This is a genomic window from Streptomyces sp. NPDC005963 (genome assembly GCF_040638655.1).
GTDB lineage: Bacteria > Actinomycetota > Actinomycetes > Streptomycetales > Streptomycetaceae > Streptomyces.
On record NZ_JBEXVD010000011.1, the window covers coordinates 162,119 to 184,704 of the forward strand.

A 22,586-nucleotide genomic window follows, 5' to 3' on the forward strand; every position below is an offset into this window, starting at 1 on the left:
AGGAGTTCGTGCGTCCCACCGTTGGCGCCCGCTCACGCACGGGGCACGCCCGGCGGGCGCTCGGGTGAACGCGTTGTGCGGTGGTGGTCCCGAAGGGCCCTGACCGGGGGTGTTGGGCCGTTCGGAGGTGCGGGAGCGGCAGAAGAGTGCCCGGATCGTGCGCGCGAGTGATTATCGGATCCGTATGGCCCGGTAACGGGAGTGTCGACCGTGTCCCCTTGGGTCAGCTGTTCAGCCTGTCAGGGAATTGCCGGACAAGGCGACCCACAGGAGAAGTCGACGTATGAGAGCAACCCTCGCGCGACTGCGACAACGGTCGTGGACCTCAGGCTTGGCCTGTGCGGTCCTCGCCGTCACCGCGCCCGCGCTGGCTCTGGGGCCAACCATGCTGGCCGGTGCCGTACCGGTCAGCAAAGAACGAGCCAATATCGTCCAGGCCAAGGCGGCCGCCCCCCTGCCGGGCGGGCTCGGTCCTTGCATCCCGGGCGACTGCCCCGACCCGTTCCCCCCGATCAGCAACGGGCCCATCGCGGGCCGCGACGCCAACATCAACATCTTCGCCGGCGGTAACTTCCTGGTCCGCGAACGCGCGGCAGAAGCCGAGGGCAAGGTCGTCGTCCTCGGGAACTTCGACCAGGACAAGGTGGCCGGAGCCAGCTCCGTCTACAACATCGGCATCGTGGGCGTGGGGTCACGCGTCCCGCCTCCGAACGGCTCGGACTTCCTCACCACCGGCGGCAATGTCACCGTCGCGCCCGGTGAATCACTGCTCGCGGACGGCGGAGTCGTACGCCACGCGGGCACGGCCACCGGAACCATCACGGGCACCGTCGTCCAGGACCCGAACGCGGCGGCTCCCTACACCGCGCTGCGCGATGAACTGACGTCCTCAAGCCTGTGTTACGCCCGCAACGAGACCGGGCCGCGGCCGGCCACGGGAACCGCCGTCAACAGCGGCGGCGAGACGGTGTTCACGGGCGACGGGACCTCGGCGCTCCAGGTCTTCAACGTCGACTTCAACCTGACCACGGCGGGCGGTGGTCAGCAGGGGATCCGCTTCGTCAACATCCCGGCGAACGCCACCGTCCTGGTCAACCTCACCGGTGCCAACCGGATCATCAACACCTACAGCGGCAGCCCCTTCGACACCGACCCGCTCAACCAGCTGCGGGATCGGCTGTTGTGGAACTTCCCCGACGCGACCAGCGTCGGCCTCCGCGGCACCGGTCAGTTCCAGGGCAGTGTGCTGATCGGCAACCAGGCGTCGACGACCACCGTCACGCTCCCGGGAGTGAACGGCCGCTTCTTCACCACCGGCAACGTCACCCACACCAGTGTGGTGGGCGGTGGCGGCGGCCAGGAGTTCCACGCGTACCCCTTCAACGGTGATCTGCCGGACTGCTCGGTCGTACCGACCGCGCCCGTCCAGGTCCTGAAGAGGGACACGGAGACGCAGGCACCGCTGGCCGGGGCCACCTTCCAGCTGTGGGAGGAGACCAACGGCTTGGCGGGTCTCCAGACCACCGGGCCCAACCCCGACACGACGGTGGGCACCCCCTGCACCACCGGCGCCGACGGCCTCTGCTCCCGCACGGTCAACCTGGGCCTCTACTACTGGCAGGAGACGGCACCGCCGCCGGGGTACGACCTCCCGGACAACCCGGTGTTCCCGGTACTGCTGGAGGCCGACGACCTGCCGGCCGGTGTCACCGTCAACGCCGACAACGACCAGACCCCGGTGACGGGCGAGGTGTCGGTGGAGAAGACGGACTCGGAGAGCGGGGAACTGCTCTCGGGAGCCGTCTTCCAGCTGTGGGAGGAGACCAACGGAATCCCCGGCCTCCAGACCACCGGAGCCGACCCCGACACGGCGATCGGTGACCCGTGCACCACGGGCCTGATCGGCGAGTGCGCGGAGACCGTGGAACTCGGTACGTACTACTGGCAGGAGACCGCGGCACCGCCCGGCTACGACCTGCCCGCCAACCCCGTCTTCGGACCCCTCGTCCTGACCGCGGAGAACGCGGCGACCGGTGTGAACGTGACCGCGGAGAACACCGCGACCGCCCCCGTCACCGGTGATGTGACCGTCATCAAGACGGACTCGGGCACGGGTGACCCACTGGCCGGTGCGGTCTTCCAGCTGTGGGAGGAGACCAACGGGATCCCCGGTCTCCAGACCACCGGAGCCGACCCCGACACGACGGTGGGCGCCCCTTGCACCACCGGCGCCGACGGCGAATGCACCGACACCGTGGAGACGGGCACCTACTACTGGCAGGAGACCGCGGCACCGCCCGGCTACGACCTGCCCGCCAACCCCGTCTTCGGACCCCTCGTCCTCACGGACGCGAATGCTGCTGACGGCGTGACGGTCTTCGCGGAGAACACCGCGACCGTCCCGGTCACCGGTGAGGTGACGGTCGTCAAGGAAGACTCCGGAACCGGCGACCCGCTCGCCGGAGCCGTCTTCCAGCTGTGGGAGGAGACCAACGGCGTACCCGGTCTCCAAACCACCGGGCCCAACCCGGACACCACCGTCGGCACCCCCTGCACCACCGGCGCCAACGGCGAATGCACCGACACCGTGGAGACGGGCACCTACTACTGGCAGGAAACCGCAGCACCCCCCGGCTACGACCTCCCCGCCAACCCCGTCTTCGGACCCCTCGTCCTCACCAATGAGAACGCGGCCGACGGAGTCACCGTCACCGCCGAGAACACCGCAACCGTGGTGGTCACCGGGGATGTGACGGTCGTCAAGGAAGACGCGGACACCGGCGACCCGCTCGCCGGAGCCGTCTTCCAACTGTGGGAGGAGACCAACGGCGTACCCGGCCTCCAAACCACCGGAGCCGACCCCGACACCACCGTCGGCACCCCCTGCACCACCGGCGCCAACGGCGAATGCACCCGCACCGTCGAAACCGGCACCTACTACTGGCAGGAAACGGCAGCACCCCCCGGCTACGACCTCCCCGCCAACCCCGTCTTCGGACCCCTGGTCCTGACGACGGAGAACGCCGCCGACGGAGTCACCGTCACCGCCGAGAACACCGCAACCGCACCGGTCACCGGAGACGTCACGGTCATCAAGGAGGACTCCGGAACCGGCGACCCGCTCGCCGGTGCGGTCTTTCAGCTGTGGGAGGAGACCAACGGGATCCCCGGTCTCCAGACCATCGGCATCAACCCGGACACCACCGTCGGCACCCCCTGCACCACGGGCGCTGACGGGGAGTGCACCCGCACGGTCGAGCTGGGTACGTACTACTGGCAGGAGACCGCGGCACCGCCCGGCTACGACCTGCCCGCCAACCCCGTCTTCGGACCCCTGGTCCTGACGGCGGAGAACGCCGAAGAGGGCGTGACGGTCACCGCGGAGAACACCCCCACCGCCGCCGTCACCGGTGACGTGACGGTCATCAAGGAAGACGCGGACACCGGCGACCTGCTCACCGGAGCCGTCTTCCAGCTGTGGGAGGAGACCAACGGGATCCCCGGTCTCCAGACCACCGGGCCCAACCCGGACACCGCGGTCGGCACCCCCTGCACCACGGGTACGGACGGCGAATGCACCCGCACTGTCGAAACCGGCACCTACTACTGGCAGGAAACCGCAGCCCCCGAGGGCTACGACCTCCCCGCCAACCCCGTCTTCGGACCCCTCGTCCTCACCAATGAGAACGCGGCCGACGGAGTCACCGTCACCGCCGGGAACACCGCGAGCTCCACGGACACCGGCACGATCACGCTGCACAAGATCGACCACAAGACCGGTCGCGACCTGGCCGGTGCGGTCTTCGAGCTGTGGCGCGAGACCAACAACGTGCCCGGTCTCCAGACCAGAGGGACCCTCGGCGTTCCGGCCGACACCCTGACCGGAGCGGCCTGCACCACCGACGACACCGGCACCTGCGTCTTCGACGACCTACCGACGGGGACGTACTACCTGCTGGAGACGGACGTGCCCGAGGGCTATGAGCTCCCGCGCAACCGGGTCTTCGGCCCGTACGTCCTCACCTCGGAGAACATCGACGAGGGAGTGGACGTCACCATCTCCAACAAGCGTGCTGAGCACGGCAAGGGCAAGGGAGACAACGACAAGCCCCACGAGGGCTGATCCGACCCCTGCGACTTCCTTCGAGGGCGCGGACAGGACCTGACCGGTCCTGTCCGCGCCCTCACCGGTTTGGCCCGCGGCCTGGGGCGCTCCGGGCCGTCCGCTGGTAACTCTGGGCTTGGGCACGGTCGCACCTGAACCGACCGGGCCGGGACCGACCAGGGGGCAACCACCGGGGGCACAACGTCGTACGCATCGGCGTACGAGGACGGAGCACCGCATGAGCAACCCCGATCGACGCCGTCCAGGGCGGATATCCGCCGGCCGGTCCACAGCAGCGCTGCCCTTGACGGCCGTGGCGGCACTCGCCATCGCCCTGGCCGTGCCACATCCGGCTGCGCTGGCGACAACCAGCGAGGGCAACGGCAGCGGCGACACGCCCTGCACCAGCGGTACCGGCCCGTATCAGCGGCCCCTGGAGGAGCACCTAGAACGTCCCGTGGACGGGGTGCAGTCGGTGGCCGACTGCGAGGCGATCCGTGCCTTCCAGACGGCACACTCCATCGAACCGGCCGACGGCTACGCCGGTCTGGCGACCCATCGCATGGCGGTCGCCGTCGACGCCCAGGAGTTCCCCAACGCCGAGGGGCACTGCCCCGTCCGCACTTACCGGGTGACCTGCGTGGACCTCGATCGACAACTGCTCTGGGTGCAGCGCAACGCGGACGTCGTCTTCCCGGCCGTCCCCATCCGTACCGGACGGGACGACCAGGAGACCCGGCTCGGCTGGCACTCCATCTACTGGCGCAGCAAAGACCATGTGTCGACGATCTACGACAACGCACCCATGCCGTACGCCCAGTTCTTCGACGGGGGCCAGGCTCTCCACGGCCGCCCGGACGACCTGTACGACGGCGGGGGCTCGGCGGGATGCGTGAATCTGCGCCTGTCGGACGCGGAGAAGCTGTGGGACCTGCTGGACGTCGACGACCAGTTGTACATCTGGGGGGCCAAGCCGGGTACGGACGGCTGAACGGGCGACTGCGCGGCTCGGAAACGACCCCGACAGCGGCTCAGGAGTAACTCAGGAGCAGTGCGGGAGGAACTCAAGAGCGGTTCAGAGGCGGTTCGGGAGCAGTTCGGGAAGCGAGGGGGGGAACTGCGCGGCTCAGGGGGAGGGGGGCTGAGCGGTGGGGTCGGAGCGACCCGGGAGAAACGTGCGATGCAGCTGTTGGGTGGGGCCCGCGGGGGCAGGCCCCTACCTGGTCGGCTTGCGACCCGTGATGCCGAGGTGCACCAGCAGTGCGAGGTTGGGCTTCAGCTCGGCCTGCTTGACGCCCCAGGTGGTGAAGCCCTTCTGGTGCGAGGCCACCGCGGACAGCATCGCGACGAGCGAGCCCGCCACAGCCGCCGGGCTGATGTCCTTGTCCACCCTGCCCTTGGCCTGGAGGTCCTTCACCGCGTCGGTGAGGGAGCCGGTGACCGAGTTGAGGATCTTCATCCGGAGCTTGTTGAACCGCTTGTCGCCCTCGGCTGCGCCCAGATCGACGACCCGCAGGATCGCGTCGTTGCGGCGCCAGAAGTCCAGGAAGCCCTCGACGAGTTCCTCGGAGGTCTGCCAGGCCGCCTTGCCGGCCCAGGAGCGTCCGGCGACCAGTTCGGTGAGCCCGGTGCCCTCCTTCGCCGTCTCTTCCGCAATCTCCAGGACGGCGCCCTCGACATCGGGGAAATACTGGTAGAAGGTCGCGGGGGAAGTGCCCGCTTTCCGGGCCACGTCGATGACTTTGACGTCCCGGTACGGCGAGGAGCTGAGCATCTCGCTGAGGCAGTCGAGCAGCTTCTGCCGCGTCGCCTGGCCGCGCCGTCCGGCCACTCGGCCGTCGACTGTGCGTACTTGTCCTGTCATGCCGTCAGCTTACCGAGGGGTGATCGGGGCGCGATTCGGCCGACTGCAAATGGGGTGGTGCCCCCGTGAACACGGGACGGCGGACTAGTGGGCACATGTTCGATTTATCCAATCGCCGGTGCCCGGGATTGCCCCAGAACGTTGAGTGTGACGAGTGCCACGCACCTTCTGTGGACGGCGGCGGGGCACCACCGGGCGCCCCCACTCCGGCAGCGGGTCGCACACCCGGCCCGGCCATCGCGGTTCGGCCTCCGACGTCGCCCAAGTCGGTGTGGTGCGTACCGTTTCGCGGCCCGGTGAAAGCCCGCGGAGGCGGACCGTACCGGCCCGAAGCGGGGGTCCGTGCCCGAATCCGTATGAGACACCCCGATCCGCCCCCGGGTTCGCAACCAACGCTTTCGGCAGGAAGAATCAGGCTGGGCACCGCCGCTGAGCGTCTCAGTGGTGAGAGTCTCAGTAGCGGAGACGCGGGACGGCGCTGTAATGGACGGGCCCGGCTCGATCTGGGGCCGTACGGGGAGGTGGCAGGCAGGTAATGGAGCAGCTGACGCAGCACGATCCGAGACGGATCGGTCCGTTCGAGGTACTGGGCCGGCTCGGTGCCGGCGGCATGGGCCTGGTGTACCTGGCCCGCTCGGCGTCCGGTCGTCGAGTGGCGATCAAGACCGTGCGTACCGAACTCGCCGAGGACCAGCTGTTCCGAGTCCGCTTCACCCGCGAGGTCGAGGCCGCCAGGGCCGTCAGCGGCTTCTACACCGCGGCCGTGGTGGACGCCGACCCCCGGGCCGCCGTGCCCTGGCTGGCCACCGCGTACGTCCCCGCGCCCTCGCTCGAAGAGATAGTGAACGAGTGCGGTCCCCTGCCCGCGCAGGCCGTGCGCTGGCTCGCCGCGGGGATCGCCGAGGCGCTCCAGTCCATCCACGGCGCCGGCCTGGTGCACCGGGACCTCAAGCCGTCGAACGTCCTCGTGGTCGAGGACGGGCCGCGGGTCATCGACTTCGGCATCGCCTCCGGCGTCTCCAACACCCGGCTGACGATGACCAACGTGGCGGTCGGCACACCCGCGTACATGTCCCCCGAGCAAGCCCGGGACTCACGCAGCGTGACGGGCGCCAGCGATGTGTTCTCGTTGGGCTCGACGCTGGTCTTCGCGGCCACGGGCCATGCGCCCTTCCACGGGGCGAACCCGGTCGAGACCGTCTTCATGCTGCTGCGCGAAGGCCCCGACCTGGCCGGTCTCCCCGATGAACTGCGACCGCTCATCGACTCGTGTATGCAGCGGGAGGCACCTCGACGGCCGTCGCCCGAAGACCTCCAGGCACAGTTGGCGCCCCATCTCTTCTCCGGCAGCGACGACAGCGGTACGGCTTCGGCCTGGCTGCCGGACCTCGCCACAGCGATGATCGAACGGCGCCGCGGCGGTGGGCGCACCGCTCCCGCACCCCGCGCGCCCCAGCCTCCGCCCATGCCTCCCGAGCCGCCCCGGCAGCCCGTCCACAACGACTGGGCCGCCCCGCGCTCCCGGGTCGACGACCCTCGTACGGGCGCCGCAGGGCCGGTCCGGTTGCCCGGGGCGAAGGCGCCCATCGGCCCGGGGCTCCGGGTCGCGGACACCGGCCGCGGCCCGGCGCCCGACCTGCTCGCCGCGACCGGTTGGATCCGGCCCCCGGCCGGTGTCAACGGCTCGGCGGTCGTCCCCATGCCCGGCACCGGCCCGGTGCCCGCACAGTCGCCACCGTCCCAGCCCGTCCCACCGCAGGACGGCTCCTCCCCCTGGCGCCCCTGGCGGTTCCGGATGTCCAACGACGTCTGGGGCACACCGGTCGTGGACGGCAATCTGCTCTACGTCACCTCGTTCGAGGTGCACGCGCTCGACGTGGGCACGGGACGCCGGCAGTTCAAGACGCGCGACGTGGCCTGGTCGATGACGGTCAACGGCGGTCGCATCCACGCGTCCGACGGACCGACGCTCTATGCGCTCGACGCCACGAACGGTCAGGAGCGCTGGCGCCTTCAGACCGACGCCTGGGTGTACTCGATCAAGGCCGACCGGGGCACGGTGCTCACGGGGACCCGGGGCGGCGGCGTACAGGCGTGGGAGGCGTCCAACGGCGAGAAGCTGTGGGAGTTGACCGGGGCGCAGACGGAGTTCGAAACCGTCGAGGCCGGGCCCGTCATATTCGACGACACCGTCTACGTGTGGAAGGACGCCCGGCTGCGCGCCCTGGAGGCCCGTACCGGCATCGAACGCTGGTCCTACCCCATCGGGGACGCAGCGTCCTGCGGAAACGTCCCGGTGCGGGTCCAACCCGCGCCCGACGGGCAGGTGTACGTCTCGGCGGGCACCAGGGCCCTGGCGATCGGCATCGCGGACGGGCGGGTGCGCTGGCACTTCGAGGCGCCCGCGGTCTTCCTGTGTCCGCCCGCGTACGCACCGGGCGCCGCGGTCACCGGCGGCGGGGTGTACCTGGCCGACTACCTCGGCACCGTGTACGCACTGGACTCGACCACGGGCAAGGACCGTTGGCGCATCGCCACCGAGCCGCGCCAGTCCATCGAACCCGTGCTGGTCACCGGCGGGAACGTGCACGTCGGCAGTGGCAGCGCGCTCTACACGCTGGATGCGGTGACCGGCACCCCGATGTGGCGCTTCGCCGCCGGCGGAGAGGTCATCGGCTCCCCGGTGGTCGCGGACGGACGGGTCCACTTCGGCTCGGCGGACCACGTGCTGTACACGCTGGACGCCAGTGGGGGGCAGTTGCGCTGGAAGCTGGCGACGGGCGGCGAGATCACCGGCTCACCGGTGGCACGCGGTGGAGTGGTGTACGCGTGCAGCAAGGACCGCTGTGTGTACGCGCTCGACGCGGTGAAGGGCACGGCGACCGGCCGCGGGGGCCGCTAGGGCCCTTGTTCCGGATCTCGTCGGCCTCGCGTGCGCTGATGTCGGCCTCGCGTGCGCTGGTCCAGCAGGAAGATCCCGGGAAGCGTCTGGCGAATGTCCTGGGGGATGTCCTGGGGGATGTCCTGGAGAAAGTCCTGGGGAGTGTCTTCGGGACGGGCGCTACGGAGGTTCCCGTGGCGCTCCGCAAGGCTCGGGCGTAGCGTCTAAGGCGGCGGTCGCCGTACGGAAGCCCCTTCCGCAACCGGTACGACGGCCGTCCCTGCCCGCCCGCGTCCCGACAGGTCATATCCGTGGTGCTACCGGTGTGGCGAAGGGCGCCGGCTCCCCGTCGTGCTCACCCCTCGGCATCGGCCGGGATCAACCGCTTCACCAGCTCGGTGATCAGGTCGGCGGCCTGTTCGGGGGGAAAGACATCGGGCAGGGTGAGCCGTTCCACCACCAGCCAGTTGGTTGCCAGATAGATCATCCTGACGGCATCGGCGTCACCGGGCAGGCCCGACGAGAGGTGCCCGTCGACGTTCGCCCGGACGTCTGCGCCCACCCGTTCGGTCAGCAGGGCCCGCAACTGAGGTCGTCGGGTGGCCTCCAGTCGCAGTTCCAACAGGGCGAGGTAGCCGGTGCGGAACGAGGTGACCCGCTCCACGACCTCCCGCACCAGTTCGGCGGTGTGCTCGCGGGTCGCAGGACCGGCGGTCATCCGGGCGAGCGCCTCGTCGTCCGGGCGCATCCGCTCGTAGATCCGGCCGCCGGCCTGGTTGAGGAGGTCGTCGCGGTTGGTGAAGTAGTTGGACGCCGTCCCCTTGGGCACGTCGGCTTCGATGTCGACCGCCCGGAAGGTGAGCCCCCGGGCGCCGTCGCGGGCCAGGACCTCGATGGCCCCGTCGACCAGAGCGGCGCGCCGGGCCAGGTTCTGCCGCATACATCGATCCCTTTCGCCGCCGTGCCGGGGTTCCGGCACGACCGGTTAACCACTATAGGCACAGTGGTGTTCACTGGGCCCATGGACCAGGACCTCCACGACCCCGGCAGGGACTTCCGTGCCCTCCTCCGCTCCCAGCGGGTCTGGGACACCACACTGCCCGCCTTCGATCCCACCGACGTCCCCGATGCACCGCTGGCCCTGTTCCACCGGTGGTTCGTCGAGGCGTGCACGGCCGGACAGCCCGAACCGCACACCATGAGCCTCGCCACGGTGGACGAGCGGGCACGGCCGGACGTCCGTACGGTGATGCTGCACGACGCGGACGCGGAGGGATGGCACTTCGCAACGCACTCCACCAGTGCGAAGGGGCGCCAACTCGCCGTGACGCCCGAGGCGGCGCTGGGCTTCTACTGGTCGGTCCAGGGGCGTCAGGTCCGGGTGCGCGGCACGGTCACCGCGACCGACTCGGCGCAGGGCCTGGCGGACCTCCACGCCCGCTCCACGGGTGCCCTGGCCGCCGCGCTCACCGGCCGACAGAGCGAGGTGCTCGGTTCGCTCGCGGAGTTGGATCGGGTGTCGCGGGCGGCCTGGGAACGGGCCCGTACGGAACCCGATGCACCGGTGCCCAGTTGGACGCGGTACGTGGTGGCACCGCGGGAGGTGGAGTTCTTCCAGGGCGATGCGGAACGGCGTCACGTCCGGCTGCGCTACCGGGGCGGGCCCGGGAGGGGCTGGCAGCGGGAACTGCTCTGGCCCTGACGCCCCCGCTGCGGCCGGTTCACGGGGCGGCTTCCGGTGCGCTGCGAACCGCACAGCAGACATACGGCAGACATACAGCAGATATGCACAGGTGAACAGGAAACATAGGAAAGTTGCGTACGGATCGCACAAAAGACTTACCTGCGTGATCAATTCGCAACCGATTTCCATCTTGACTGAGACCCAGCACGTGAGGTGGCGATTACGCTCACGACTCATGGCCGATGAAAAGGGCAAGCGCAAGGTCATCGACCTCACGGACGAACGCCCCGTCTACATCATCGGTGGCGGCCCGGGTGGGCTCGCCGCCGCAGCTGCTCTGAGGGAACGCGGCGTGCGGGCCGTGGTGTTGGAACGGTCCGATGCCGTCGGCGCGTCCTGGCGCGGTCACTACGACCGGCTGCACCTGCACACCACGCGAAAGCTCTCCGGCCTGCCCGGACTCGCCATGCCCCGCTCGTTCGGGCGGTGGGTGTCCCGTGACGACGTGGTGCGCTACTTGGAGAAGTACGCGGAGTTCCACGAGCTGGAGATCGTGACGGGCGTCGAGGTCTCCCGCATCGAGCCCGCGGGCGACGACTGGCTGTTGCACGCCACGGGCGGACGCCGGCTGACGGGGCGGGCCGTGGTGATAGCCACCGGCTACAACCACACCCCCGCACTGCCCGACTGGGAGGGCCGGGACTCGTACACCGGTGAGCTGCTGCACGCGAGCGACTACCGCGCACCCGGACCGTTCGCCGGCAAGGACGTCCTGGTCGTGGGGGTGGGCAACACGGGCGCCGAGATAGCGGTGGACCTCGCCGCCGGGGGCGCGTCCCGGGTGCGCCTCGCGATCCGCACGCCCCCACACATCGTCCGTCGCTCCACCCTCGGTTGGCCGACCCAGCGGACAGGTGTGCTCGTCCGCAGGCTGCCCGCCCTGCTCGTCGACCCGGCGGCCCGCGTCCTGTCCCGGATCTCGGTCCCCGACCTGGCCCCCTACGGACTGCCCCGACCGGACAAGGGTCTGCTCAAGCGGGCACGCGAAGGAGCCATTCCTGTCCAGGACATGGGATTCATCCAGGCGGTGCGCAAGGGGTCCGTGGAGCCGGTCGCCGCACTGGCCTCCTTCGAGGGGGACAAAGTGGTGCTCGCGGACGGCAGCAGCATCACACCGGACACGGTGATCGCCGCGACCGGGTACCGGCGCTCGCTGGAGGGGTTGATCGGCCACCTCGATGTGCTGGACGCCGGCGGCAAACCCCGCACCCGCGGCGGACGCACCCCCAAACAGGCCCCGGGCCTGTACTTCACCGGCTTCACCAACCCGATTAGCGGGATGCTCCGGGAGATGGGCATCGACGCGCGCAAGATAGCGAAGTCGCTGTCGTAGTCGTAGTCGTAGTCGTACGACCTTGGACCGCGGCGCCCTTGACGGTGGTCAAGTGACCGTCGCGGTGGCCGGGGTGAGCCAGGGCAGGCAGCGGGGCGATGACAGCCCGCCATGCGTGCAGTTGCTGTCGTCCGTGGTGGAGATCGAGGGAGGCGCTGGACCGCTCCCGGGGATGTGTTGCCACCGCAGTATCCGCAGGTGGGGCCGCTGTTCTTCAGCGCCCCCGATGACCCCTCACGCCAACTGACCCGTATCATCCGGGGCTTGTGTGGTGAAAACAGTCAAGGGATGCCTGTTCCCGCGATTTCGTACGCGGCTATGCTGCCGTCGCGATGCCGGACCGCGTCCGGGCGCCATCAACTCGCCTCCCTTGAGCCTCCCATGACGGGCAGGCGGTACGGGGCCGCTGAGAGCGCTGTCGCACCCTCTTCGCCCGTCCGCCTCGCGTTCCCCGCTTCACCCCTTCCACATCCACCCTCGTTCCGGAGGTCCCGTGACCACCATCCACCACCTCAGCGACGGTTCGGACCCCGCGCCTCCGCCGGGCTGCCCGGCCCACGGCATGGGCTCCGGTCTGGCCCCCACCGGGCTGCGGCGGCTCTACGGGCCCGAGGCCGAGGCCGATCCCACGCAGATGTACGAGGCGTTGCGCCGCGAGCACGGCCCGGTCGCGCCCGTCCTGCTGCACGGCGACATCCCTGCGTGGGTGGTGCTCGGGCACCGGGAGAACCTCGAAGTGATGCGCACGCCGTCGCTGTTCTCCCGGGACTCACGCCGCTGGACGGCGTTCCAGGAGGGGAAGATCGCCGCGGACTCCCCGTTGATGCCGATGGTGGGCTGGCAGCCGCTCTGTGTCTTCGCGGACGGTGCCGAACACACCCGACTGCGACAGGCGGTCATCGACGGCCTCGACCAGTTCGACCGCCACGGGGTGCGGCGCTATGTGGTCCGCCACACGGACCAGTTGGTCGAGGCGTACTCGGCGACGGGTCGGATGGACCTCGTCCACGACTACGCCGAGCGACTGCCCATGCTGGTCATGACCCAACTCCTGGGGATGCAGGCGACCGAGGACGGCCCCGACCTGGTGGAGCCGACCCTCGACCTGATGCGGGGCACCGAAACGGCCCTGGCCAGCAATGAGATGGTCACCAAGACCCTGAGCGAGTTGGTCAGGGACAAGAAGCGCAAGCCCGGTCGAGACCTCGCGTCGCGACTCATCGCCCATGAGTCGAAGCTCACCGACGAAGAGATCGTGGAGCACCTGCGGCTGGTGTTGGTCGCCGCCCACGAAGGCACCGTGAACCTCATCGCCAACACCCTGCGCCTGGTGCTCACCGACCCCCGGTTCCGCGCCAGTCTGTCCGGGGGGCAGATGACCCTGCCGGACGCGCTGGAACAGGTGATGTGGGACACCCCGCCGATCGCCATGGTTCCCGGCCGCTGGGCCACCGGCGACACGGTGATCGGGGGCCAGCAGATCAAGGAGGGCGACCTTCTGGTGTTGGGTCTCGCACCGGGCAATACGGATCCGGCCATCCGCCCCGATCTCTCGGCACCGGTCCACGGCAACCGCTCACACCTGGCCTTCAGCAGTGGGCCCCACGAATGCCCGGGCCGGGACATCGGCCGCGCCATCGCGGACACCGGCATCGACCGGCTGCTGACCCTGCTCAAGGGAGTGCAACTGGCCGTGCCGGAAGGCGAACTCACCACTGAGGGAGCCTGGTTGACCCGGAGGGTGGCGGCACTTCCCGTGCAGTTCACCCCTTGGCGGACGGGTGAGGAAGGGGCGGTCAGCACCACGGTGCCGGTCTCCCAACCGCTGCCCGCGACCGCGCCCAACTCGGCGAGCACCCCCGCCCCGGCCGCCGCCGTGCAGGCCGCCCGCCCCTGGTGGAAGTCGCTGCTCTTCTGGCGGTAGACCGACCGCCCCTCCCCCGCACGGGAGGGGACACCATGCGCCCTCGTCTTCCCGCAACACCGTCGATGTCGCCCATCGGCCGCCGGGGAGCGGGGCGTCGTGGTGTGTGGCACCGCTGTCGAGCGGGGACGAGGCCCCATTGGAATGGCCGAGAACCATCGGTACTATGCGCGATAGTTGATCAACACCGCCGCCGTTCCCCTACACCGTCCCCGTACCGGACCGCATACGCCCCGCGGTCCGGACTCGCGCATGCCCCTCCGAAAGGACATGTCGGTGTCGCTTGAGTTGTCGGCCATTCCCCGCGCACCCGGCGCGATCCCCCTCCTCGGTCACACCCTCAAACTGATGCGCGGCCCCCTCGCCTTCATGCGGTCCCTGCGCGAGAGCGGCGAATTCGTCCGGGTCGACATCGGCACCCTCCCGGTCTGCTTCGCCACCAGCCCCGCCCTCGTCCACGAGGTCACGGTCAACAAGGCGCGCAGCTTCGAGAAGGGCCGGTTGTTCCAGCGCGTGCGGCCCCTGGTGGGCAACGGACTCGCGACCGCTGACGGGGACACCCACCGGCGGCACCGGCGGCTGATGCAGCCGATGTTCCACCGACAACAGATATCCGGGTACGTGGAGGTGATGGGACGCCACGCGGACGCCCTCGCCGAGTCCTGGACACCCGGCCAACGCGTTGACGTGCACCGCGAGGTGACCTCGCTGACCATCCGGACCTTGGCCGAAACCTTGTTCTCCGCCGAGATCGGTCGACAGGCGGTCGACACGGTCAGCCGTGAGCTCCCGGTCGTCATGAAGAACATGTTGATGCGCACGGCGTCCCCCCAACTCCTCGACGGACTGCCCCTGTGGCGCTCGTTCGATCGGGCCACCGCCAACATGCGCTCGGTCATCGACCGCCTGGTGGTGCAGACCCGGGCCGCAGGACCGCGGGACGGCCGGGCGGATCTGCTGTCCGTACTGCTGGAAGCGCGGGACGCGGACACCGGCGAGGCCCTCACCGACGAGGAGGTGCGTGACGAGTTGGTCACCATCCTCTTCGCCGGCAGCGAGACCACGGCTTCGGTCCTCAGTTGGGCCCTCCACCACCTGTCACTGCACCCCGAGATTGCCCGGGCAGCGGCAGTCGAGATCGAGGAGGTCACGGGCGGCGAGGACGTGGGCTTCGCCGATGTGCCCCGGCTGTCCCTGATCCAGCGGGTGCTGGACGAATCCCTGCGGCTGCACGGCGTGGTCCTGCTGATGCGCCGCGCCCTGGAGCCGGTGGAGATCGGCGGATACACCCTGCCGGCCGGTACGGAAGTGGCCTTCAGCCTGTACGCCCTGCACCGGGACCCCACCATCTACTCCGCGCCCGACGTCTTCGACCCCGACCGATGGTTGCCCGAGCGCCGTGCCGAGCTACCGCGCGAGGCCGTCGTCCCCTTCGGCTCGGGCAACCGCAAGTGCATCGGGGACGCCTTCGCCTGGACCCAGGCCACGGTCGCCCTGGCGACGATCCTCCGGCGCTGGCGACTGGGCTCGGTGGAGGGTCACACTCCGCGCGAGATGCTGGCCGCGATGGCCAACCCCGATCGGGTCCTGATGACCGTCCACCCACGGATCGACGGCTGAGCGCTCCACCCCGAACCCACCACACCTGACAGTGCATCAGGTCGGCTGCCGGCACGCGGTCGCTGCCGTCAGCCGACCCGGACCTCCTCGATCCGCGGAACCCCGTCCTCGCCCTGGTCCTGCACCCCCGGGTCCGGGCGTCGGATCACCAATGACATCAGGGCCGCCACCGCGCACAGGGCGCCCGCGGCGTACCACACCACGTCGTAGGAGCCGAAGACGTCCCGCGCGGCACCGCCGGCGAAGGCGACGACTGCGGCGCCGAGTTGGTGCGAGGCGAGCACCCACCCGAAGACGACTGCGCTGTCGTCGCCGTAGTGCTCACGGCAGAGTGCGATCGTCGGCGGTACCGTCGCCACCCAGTCCAGCCCGTAGAAGACGATGAAGAAGATCATCGGTGGCTGTACCGAGGGGGCGAGGAGCACGGGCAGGAAGAGCAGGCTGACGCCCCGCAGCGCGTAGTAGACCGCCAACAGCCGGCGGGCGGAGTAACGGTCGGTGAACCAGCCCGAGGCGATCGTGCCCACCACGTCGAACACCCCGATGACGGCGAGCAGGGAGGCAGCCGCCGTGATCGGCATCCCTTGGTCATGGGCGGCCGGTACGAAGTGGGTCTTCACCAGCCCGTTGGTGGAGGCCCCGCAGATCGCGAACGTGCCCGCCAACAGCCAGAAGGGCCCGGTACGGGCGGCTCGGAACAACACCCTCAGCGCCCGTCGGGCAGCACCGGGCACGGGATCGGGCTTGGGGGTGAAGCCCTCCGCGCCATAGGCGGTGGTGCCCACGTCGGCGGGGTGGTCCCGCAGCAACAGCCAGACGAGGGGAACGACGGCGAGGGCGGACAGGGCGACGGTGATGGCTGCCGGGCGCCAGCCGTGCTCCTGCACCAACCAGGACAGCAGGGGCAGGAAGACCAGTTGGCCGGAGGCGCCGGCCGCGGTGAGGATGCCCGTGACCAGACCGCGTCGCCGGACGAACCACCGGTTGGTGACGGTCGCGGCGAATGCCAACGCCATGGAGCCGCTGCCGAGACCGACGAGCACGCCCCAGTACAGGACCAGTTGCCAGGCGGTGGTCATCACCACGGTCAGGCCCGACCCGAGGGCGATCACCGCGAGGGCGACGGCGACGACCCGGCGGATTCCGAAGCGGTCCATCAGTGCCGCGGCGAAGGGTGCGGTCAGCCCGTAGAGCGCGAGGTTGACCGAGACGGCGAAGCCGATGGTGCCACGGGACCAGTCGAACTCCCTGTGCAGCGGGTCGATCAACAGCCCGGGCAGCGAGGCGAACGCGGCGGCGCCGATGATCGTGACGAAGGCGACGGCCGCCACGGACCAGGCGCGGTGGATGCGAGGGGAGCTGAGCAGGGGTGCGGTCACACCGTTCAGGATCCGTTCGACGGTGCGCCCCAGCGAGTGGCCCGAAGGACAGGCTTCGCTAGGATCGGGCCACCGTCGAGGACCACCGGCTGTCCTCAACCGACCGTTCCGGGCAGGCCCGGGGCATGGGTCCGAAGCGCCCGACCGGGCCTACGGCGCTGAAGGAGGGTCCTTGTCCGGCACACGACACCGCGTGGTGGTCCTCGCGCTCCCCCTGACGATCCCGTTCGAACTGAGCATCCCGCACCGGATCTTCGGCCGGGCGTTCTCACCCGCGGGGGAACCGCTCTACGAGGTCGTCACCTGTACCCCGACCCCCGGCCTGCTCTCCACCCAGGCGGACTTCCAACTCCATGTGCCGTACGGGCTCGACGCGTTGGAGAGCGCCGACACGGTGATCATCCCGGCCAGTTATGAACCGGCCTCGCTCTTCGAGGACGGACGGCTACCGGACGACTTCGCCGAGATCTTCACCCGCATACGCCCGGGCACCCGCATCGCTTCGATCTGTACCGGCAGCTTCTTCCTCGCCGCGGCCGGCCTGCTCGACGGCAGACCCGCCACCACCCACTGGGCCTGGACGGAGCGCTTCCAGCGACTGTTCCCGGCCGTCTCCGTGGACGCGGACGTGCTGTACGTGGACGACGGGGACGTGTTGACCTCCGCCGGTGTGGCGGCCGGCATCGACCTGTGCATCCATCTCGTCCGCCGTGACCACGGCGCGGCCGTCGCCAATGACACGGCCCGTAAGAGCGTCGTACCGCCACACCGCGACGGCGGCCAGGCCCAGTACATCCTGCGGCCGGTCCCCGAGGCCCAGTCGGCGAGCACCGCCGCCGCACGGGAGTGGGCGTTGCGGCACCTCGGTGAGTCGCTCCAACTGCGGGACCTGGCCGAACGCGAGTCGACGAGCGTCCGCTCCTTCACCCGACGGTTCCGTGCGGAGATGGGGGTGAGCCCGGGGCAGTGGCTCACCCAGCAGCGGGTGGAGCGGGCCCGCCAACTCCTGGAGGCCACCGACCGTTCGATGGACCTGGTGGCCCGGGAGTGCGGTTTCGGTACGGCGCAGTCACTGCGGCAGCACTTCCAAGCCGCACTGGGCGTGGCCCCGACGGTCTACCGCCGCACCTTTCGGAGCAACGGGAGCCACTGCTAGGTCGTGTCTTGGCCGCGTTCGTCGGTGCGCACCGAGCGGCCCCCGGCGCGAGAACAGCCGGGATGGGCCGCCGCCTCCTGCCTTCCAGAAGCTCCGCATCCGTCCGGAGTTCCGCATCGGCTTCGACCGATGCGGAACGCACGGACGCGGCGGCGTCAGCGCCGGGCTGTGGCGAGTCGTCGGGCGACCACGCGCCCGTAGGCGACCTCGGGCACCCCACGATCTACCTCGCACCAGATCGACTTGCCCGAGCCCTCCGGCTTCCAGCCCCATCGATCGGCGAGTCCGTCCACCAGTTCCAGTCCCCGCCCATTGGTGTCATCGCCGTCGGCGTGGCGCTGACGGGGCGGTCTGGCGCAGTTGTCGGCCACCTCGACCCGAACGGTTCCGGCCTCGGCCACCCCCGCCCCGAAGAGCATCCGGAGGACGGCCGGACAACCCGTGTGGACCACGGCGTTGGTGACCAGCTCCGAAATCAACAGGATCAAGGTGTCGGCCAGTGGCTCATCGGCCCCTATCCCGGAGCCGACGAGCCGTGACCTGGCCCATCTCCGAGCACGTCCCACCTCCGCGGGATCGGGTCCGACCTCCAACTGAACCTGGAGCACCTGCACCGCTCACACCATCCGAACCGGCGGACACATCGCCTCGCGCCTCGACTGGGTCATCGACCTCGACCAGGTCACTGAACGTGACTCCCTTGCGAGACAGCATGGTTGACGTACAGTCACCGCAACAAGCGCTTCGGGCATATTCCAGCGTGAAGGATTACCCGTGCCGCATGCTGTGCGACGCGCGCTGCGGGGAGTCGAACAGACGCTCGCGGCCTTGTGGGCCAGGGGAATCATTCCGACTCGCATCTCACGGAGCGTACCGGAGGCGAGCCCTCCCCATGGGCAGTGACGGCAGACCGAAGGACACAACCCGATATCAACGCTGCGTCACCCCAGCAACGGTGGAACCCCTCTCCCCACCCTTCTCGTGTGCAACCGGTCACCGGTACCGGCACCGGGGGTCGCGTCGATCGGCGGACTCGCTCCGCCCGGAACCGGCGGGGTTCCGGGCCTGGCAGAGCCGTGGCCCGCCCGTCCAACCGGCGCGCCGCAACAGTGTCGCCAGGACGGAACGACCGCTTCCGAAGACGTGGACGAGGTTTGCTCCACGGGGTGTCGACGCCGGCGACGAAGGCGCCGAATTCCGTCGTACGAGCCCTCGCAGGACATGCGCTTGACGTCCCGGACCTCATGGCAGACCACCCAAATCGCCCAAACCCCTGGGCGTGGCGCCACTGATCCGCGAGACGCGCGCGCTCCATGGAACTCCCGTACAACACTCCTTGGGGTGAGGAGCAGGGCGCGCGTTCGGACGGAATGGCGTTGAGGAGAAGATCTCGTGGAACCCCTCGGGGACTCTCAAGGAGGGGCGTCCTACGGCGACGCATCGATTCCCCGCACCGGCCCAGTTGGTCTGAGCCGGTGCGGCCGAAGCCCCCAGGTGTCTCCCTGAGGGCGGGAAACCTCAGGTCAGGGCTGCTCAGGGGTCACGTAGTACCCAGCGAAGGCGGACAGGATCTCCTCTTCGGTGATCCGGCCGTCGTCGTCGGCGTCCAACCCGCGCGCCACCTCCCCCGCGAGGGAGGCGTCCACACCCAGTACCGTGAGCACCCGCTCGGCCGCCGACCGCGTCACGCCGCCACCGTCCTCGTCGGCGACCGCGACCACCGCGTGGAGGAAGGGACGGGCGATCTCGGTGAACCGCTGCGGATTGTCCCGCAGTCGCTTCACCGCGCCCGTGATGAACTCCTGTCGGCTCACGCGCTGGTCGCCGTCCACGTCGGCGATCCCCGCCATGCCCTGCCAGAAGGCTTCCGCGCCGTTGTAGAGGGCCTGACCCTTGTCTGAGCGTGCGGTCGTGGAGAACTCGGCGAGCAGCCTGGCGGCTGCCCCGCTGAAGTCCTCGCGGTCGATAAAGCCGTTGCCGTCCTGATCGAAGGCGGCGAAACGAGACGCGATCTTGCGCTCGTACTCTGCGCTGTCCATGCGGGGAGAGTACGGCCCCGAAACCCTGAAGGGTGCAAGTACCCGTCAAATTAACCGGAGCTCATCTGCGACCTGCTACTTTGCGCCGCTCGACGCCCGACTCAGGCGGAGAGTGGCTCCGTTTCGCCGTCGTCTGCGGGGCCGGCCGAATGTGCCTTGCTCCGGGACGCCACGGCGACGGGAAGCGTCGTCGGTCCCTTCGTCGGAGCGGTCGCAGCGAGCGCCGACTCATGGACGTCGAAGAGTCGACGCACGCCGAGCGCACCCAGCACCCGGTTCACGTGCGCGGGTTCGGTCGAGCCCACCGGCCCACGAGCGGGCAGCACCAGCCGCAGCCGCCCGCCACAGGAGTGCAGCAGCCGTCGGGCGGCGATCAGCACGCCCACCCCGCTGGAATCGCAGAACACCACTTCCGACAGGTCCAGCACCACGTTCCGACGCCCTGCCGCCACCGCCTCGTGCACCTGCTGACGTACCCGGGGCGAGGACACAAGGTCCAACTCGCCCCTGATGCGCAGTACGTTCCATGCGCCCCGCCGGGTCTCGTCCACCTTCAGCGTCACTGCCTGAAACCTCCGCTTGCGCCCTGGTGCCCCTGTCGAACCCGATCCGGACCGTGCCTCACGACCAACGAGCGAACTCGTTTGCGATTCGCAGCAGGGGAAACCTGATGCGGAACCGAGAACGGAATTCGCGCTTCTGGCCCGCCTTCCCTGTCAGCCAGGCATGAAACCCCGTACCGGTGGCAGGTTTAGAGCAGGACCGGAGGCTCACTACCATCTCCGTCTCCCCTTGGGGGCGCACTTAGTGCAAAGAGGCGTGCGTCCTGGACGGCCGCATTACATTCGAAAGGGGGCGACACCGGCCGCAGACATCCGGCGGCGCTTGCCCGTTGACGCTGACCGGCACAGGAGCAGACCGCAGGGAAGGCTTTGGGGGCCGCATGGCAAAGGACACACCACTGCGCTGGGACCGCAAGATGCAGCAGCGGTTGGCCCGGGGTGAGGCCGCGGCGTTGGGCGAGCTGTACGACAAGTTCGCTTCGCTGGTGCATATGTTGGCCCACCGCGTGCTCGACGACGAGGACGCGGCAGACCTGGTGACCCGCGAAGTCTTCGGCTACATCTGGGAGAACCCGGACGCGTACGACCCGAAACAGGGCTCGCTGCGCTCCTGGGTGGCCAAACTCACCAACAGCCAGGCCCTGCACCGACTGCGTCAGAGTGAGGCACGGGCCATAGCGACCGGCGAGAGTTCCGTGGACGAACTGGAGCAGAAGGTGCGCAAGGCAGCAGCAGCCGCCCGCGCGGACTACATCGTCACCTCGATGCCGGCGCCCCTGCGGGCCGCGCTCGAACTGGCCTACTTCCAGCGCCGGGACTACCGCCAGACCGCCGCCGACCTCGGGGTGACCGAGGACGAGGCCCGGCGTCGACTGCGTCTCGGTCTCCAACTGCTGTCGACGGCGCACACCCGCCCGTTGGAGGGTTCTTCCCCGCCCGGCTACGGGCGGTCACTGTGAACGGGCCGATCGGCAGCGGACCCGGGGAACCCGGTTCTCCCGGTGACCGGGAGGGGATACGGAACGTCCCCCGCATCCCGGCGCCCCGAGCGGCCGCGGACGACCTCGATCCATTGCCCCGGCATCCCCATCCGCCGCCCCCGGCCCCGGCTCACGGACAGCGTCCCCGCGCCGAACGGTCCACTGCGGACGAAGCGATACACGGCCCCGAAGAACACGCCCCGCCCGAGCCCGAGAGCCCCGACCAGCCCGCAGCCCCCGAACCAGCCGATCGCCCAGCGCAGCCGGACCGCCCCGGGACGCCGGAACACACCGACCGAGCCACCACCCCGCCCGAGGCCGATATGTCCCCTGAATCCGGCAGCGGCGCCGGGACCCCGTCCCACAGCGTCCTGAAGTCCCTCCTCGGCGCCTGGGCACTGGCGGCCTGTTCCGCCGATGAGACCGAGGCCGTGGAGATCCACCTCGGCGAGTGCGCCCCGTGCGCCGATGAAGCCCTGCGGCTGAGGGACGCCGTGGGCCTGCTGCATCCGGGCCGTGACCTCGATCTCGACCCGCTGCTGAGGTTCCGGGTACTGGAGAACTGCCTGGGCCGGCGCCCCGCCCGCATCCCCGTACCGGAGTGGGCAACCCCCTACGACGCCGAGACGGCCCGCCTCGACGCCCTGCTGCGGGACTTCGGGGAATCCGAGTGGAACGCACCGGTACAGCTCAAGTGGTTCGACGGCACCCAACGCGCCCACCGCTCGACCACCGTGGCCGGGGTCATCGGCCACCTCCTGACGGTCGACGGCCTGGTGGCGGGCGCACTTGGGCTCGACGATCCGCTCGGTCGGGACGCTCCCGCCTCGCCGACCCGTCGCACCGAACAGTTCTGGCGGAACGAGGCCCGCCAGACCACGGACGACGTGCACTCTCCGTGCCGGGACCAGAGCCACACCCTGGTGCGTACGGTGTCGTTCGCCGGTCGGGGCGTCGCCGAACTCTCCGTCTCGTACGGAGAGTTCTCGCTCCCCCTG

Annotated in this window: 15 protein-coding genes and 1 pseudogene; 10 read left to right on the forward strand and 6 right to left on the reverse strand. The window is 69.7% G+C overall.

Features of this window, described 5'->3' with window-relative positions:
- Positions 1 to 283: 283 nt before the first annotated feature.
- Positions 284 to 4,123, forward strand: a complete 3,840-nt coding sequence (locus ABZ348_RS17710) for a SpaA isopeptide-forming pilin-related protein (protein ID WP_358933940.1) — start codon at positions 284 to 286, stop codon at positions 4,121 to 4,123.
- A gap of 220 nt (positions 4,124 to 4,343) precedes the next feature.
- Positions 4,344 to 5,096 carry a L,D-transpeptidase gene (locus ABZ348_RS17715; protein ID WP_358933942.1) on the forward strand — a complete coding sequence of 251 codons (753 nt, stop codon included), beginning with the start codon at positions 4,344 to 4,346 and terminating at the stop codon, positions 5,094 to 5,096.
- A 225-nt stretch (positions 5,097 to 5,321) separates the two neighbouring features.
- On the opposite strand, the gene ABZ348_RS17720 is transcribed toward ABZ348_RS17715, so the two are convergent.
- Positions 5,322 to 5,969, reverse strand: a complete 648-nt coding sequence (locus ABZ348_RS17720) for a TetR family transcriptional regulator (RefSeq protein ID WP_358933944.1) — start codon at positions 5,967 to 5,969, stop codon at positions 5,322 to 5,324.
- A 535-nt stretch (positions 5,970 to 6,504) separates the two neighbouring features.
- On the opposite strand from ABZ348_RS17720, the gene ABZ348_RS17725 reads away from it, so the two are divergent.
- Entirely contained in the window at positions 6,505 to 8,871 is a 2,367-nt protein-coding gene (locus ABZ348_RS17725; RefSeq protein WP_358933946.1) for a PQQ-binding-like beta-propeller repeat protein, read from the forward strand.
- Positions 8,872 to 9,205: 334 nt separating this feature from the next.
- Here the strand turns inward: ABZ348_RS17725 and ABZ348_RS17730 are convergent, their stop codons facing one another.
- The gene (locus tag ABZ348_RS17730) at positions 9,206 to 9,790 is read right to left on the reverse strand and encodes a TetR family transcriptional regulator (RefSeq protein WP_358933948.1); all 585 of its coding nucleotides are present in this window, start codon (positions 9,788 to 9,790) and stop codon (positions 9,206 to 9,208) included.
- Between the two features lie 81 nt (positions 9,791 to 9,871).
- Between ABZ348_RS17730 and ABZ348_RS17735 the strand changes: the two genes are divergently transcribed.
- The 4 genes from ABZ348_RS17735 (at position 9,872) to ABZ348_RS17750 (ending at position 15,471) form a co-directional block, all read left to right on the forward strand.
- Entirely contained in the window at positions 9,872 to 10,552 is a 681-nt protein-coding gene (locus ABZ348_RS17735) for a pyridoxal 5'-phosphate synthase (protein ID WP_358933950.1), read from the forward strand.
- Positions 10,553 to 10,769: 217 nt separating this feature from the next.
- Positions 10,770 to 11,927 carry an NAD(P)/FAD-dependent oxidoreductase gene (locus tag ABZ348_RS17740; protein ID WP_358933952.1) on the forward strand — a complete coding sequence of 386 codons (1,158 nt, stop codon included), beginning with the start codon at positions 10,770 to 10,772 and terminating at the stop codon, positions 11,925 to 11,927.
- A gap of 562 nt (positions 11,928 to 12,489) precedes the next feature.
- A complete protein-coding gene (locus ABZ348_RS17745) occupies positions 12,490 to 13,851 on the forward strand; it encodes a cytochrome P450 (RefSeq protein WP_358934043.1) in 1,362 nt (453 codons plus the stop codon).
- A 270-nt stretch (positions 13,852 to 14,121) separates the two neighbouring features.
- Positions 14,122 to 15,471: a cytochrome P450 gene (locus tag ABZ348_RS17750; RefSeq protein WP_358933954.1), complete on the forward strand. Its 1,350-nt coding sequence runs from the start codon at positions 14,122 to 14,124 to the stop codon at positions 15,469 to 15,471.
- Between the two features lie 68 nt (positions 15,472 to 15,539).
- Here the strand turns inward: ABZ348_RS17750 and ABZ348_RS17755 are convergent, their stop codons facing one another.
- Complete coding sequence (locus ABZ348_RS17755; RefSeq protein WP_358933956.1) at positions 15,540 to 16,850, reverse strand: MFS transporter; 1,311 nt, start codon at positions 16,848 to 16,850, stop codon at positions 15,540 to 15,542.
- A gap of 172 nt (positions 16,851 to 17,022) precedes the next feature.
- Between ABZ348_RS17755 and ABZ348_RS17760 the strand changes: the two genes are divergently transcribed.
- A complete protein-coding gene (locus ABZ348_RS17760) occupies positions 17,023 to 18,006 on the forward strand; it encodes a helix-turn-helix domain-containing protein (RefSeq protein WP_358933958.1) in 984 nt (327 codons plus the stop codon).
- 155 nt (positions 18,007 to 18,161) lie between these two features.
- Here the strand turns inward: ABZ348_RS17760 and ABZ348_RS17765 are convergent, their stop codons facing one another.
- The 3 genes and pseudogenes from ABZ348_RS17765 to ABZ348_RS17775 all read right to left on the reverse strand — a co-directional run.
- Entirely contained in the window at positions 18,162 to 18,620 is a 459-nt protein-coding gene (locus ABZ348_RS17765; RefSeq protein ID WP_358933960.1) for an ATP-binding protein, read from the reverse strand.
- 909 nt (positions 18,621 to 19,529) lie between these two features.
- Positions 19,530 to 20,045: an EF-hand domain-containing protein gene (locus ABZ348_RS17770; protein WP_358933962.1), complete on the reverse strand. Its 516-nt coding sequence runs from the start codon at positions 20,043 to 20,045 to the stop codon at positions 19,530 to 19,532.
- 230 nt (positions 20,046 to 20,275) lie between these two features.
- Positions 20,276 to 20,608 (reverse strand): annotated as a pseudogene (locus tag ABZ348_RS17775) (STAS domain-containing protein); the annotation flags it as partial.
- Positions 20,609 to 20,988: 380 nt separating this feature from the next.
- Between ABZ348_RS17775 and ABZ348_RS17780 the strand changes: the two are divergent.
- Both ABZ348_RS17780 and ABZ348_RS17785 read left to right on the forward strand, forming a co-directional pair.
- Positions 20,989 to 21,567: a sigma-70 family RNA polymerase sigma factor gene (locus ABZ348_RS17780; RefSeq protein ID WP_358933964.1), complete on the forward strand. Its 579-nt coding sequence runs from the start codon at positions 20,989 to 20,991 to the stop codon at positions 21,565 to 21,567.
- Positions 21,564 to 22,586 (forward strand): immediate early protein (locus ABZ348_RS17785; protein ID WP_358933966.1); only part of this gene is annotated, 1,023 nt, incomplete at its 3' end. The genes ABZ348_RS17780 and ABZ348_RS17785, both read left to right, overlap by 4 nt.

Bases quoted from the DNA above. Each gene is read 5' to 3' on its own strand.
- ABZ348_RS17710 (WP_358933940.1), top strand. From the start codon at position 284: ATGAGAGCAACCCTCGCGCGACTGCGACAACGGTCGTGGACCTCAGGC.
- ABZ348_RS17715 (WP_358933942.1), top strand. From the start codon at position 4,344: ATGAGCAACCCCGATCGACGCCGTCCAGGGCGGATATCCGCCGGCCGG.
- ABZ348_RS17720 (WP_358933944.1), bottom strand. From the start codon at position 5,969: ATGACAGGACAAGTACGCACAGTCGACGGCCGAGTGGCCGGACGGCGC.
- ABZ348_RS17725 (WP_358933946.1), top strand. From the start codon at position 6,505: ATGGAGCAGCTGACGCAGCACGATCCGAGACGGATCGGTCCGTTCGAG.
- ABZ348_RS17730 (WP_358933948.1), bottom strand. From the start codon at position 9,790: ATGCGGCAGAACCTGGCCCGGCGCGCCGCTCTGGTCGACGGGGCCATC.
- ABZ348_RS17735 (WP_358933950.1), top strand. From the start codon at position 9,872: ATGGACCAGGACCTCCACGACCCCGGCAGGGACTTCCGTGCCCTCCTC.
- ABZ348_RS17740 (WP_358933952.1), top strand. From the start codon at position 10,770: ATGGCCGATGAAAAGGGCAAGCGCAAGGTCATCGACCTCACGGACGAA.
- ABZ348_RS17745 (WP_358934043.1), top strand. From the start codon at position 12,490: ATGGGCTCCGGTCTGGCCCCCACCGGGCTGCGGCGGCTCTACGGGCCC.
- ABZ348_RS17750 (WP_358933954.1), top strand. From the start codon at position 14,122: ATGTCGGTGTCGCTTGAGTTGTCGGCCATTCCCCGCGCACCCGGCGCG.
- ABZ348_RS17770 (WP_358933962.1), bottom strand. From the start codon at position 20,045: ATGGACAGCGCAGAGTACGAGCGCAAGATCGCGTCTCGTTTCGCCGCC.
- ABZ348_RS17780 (WP_358933964.1), top strand. From the start codon at position 20,989: ATGGCAAAGGACACACCACTGCGCTGGGACCGCAAGATGCAGCAGCGG.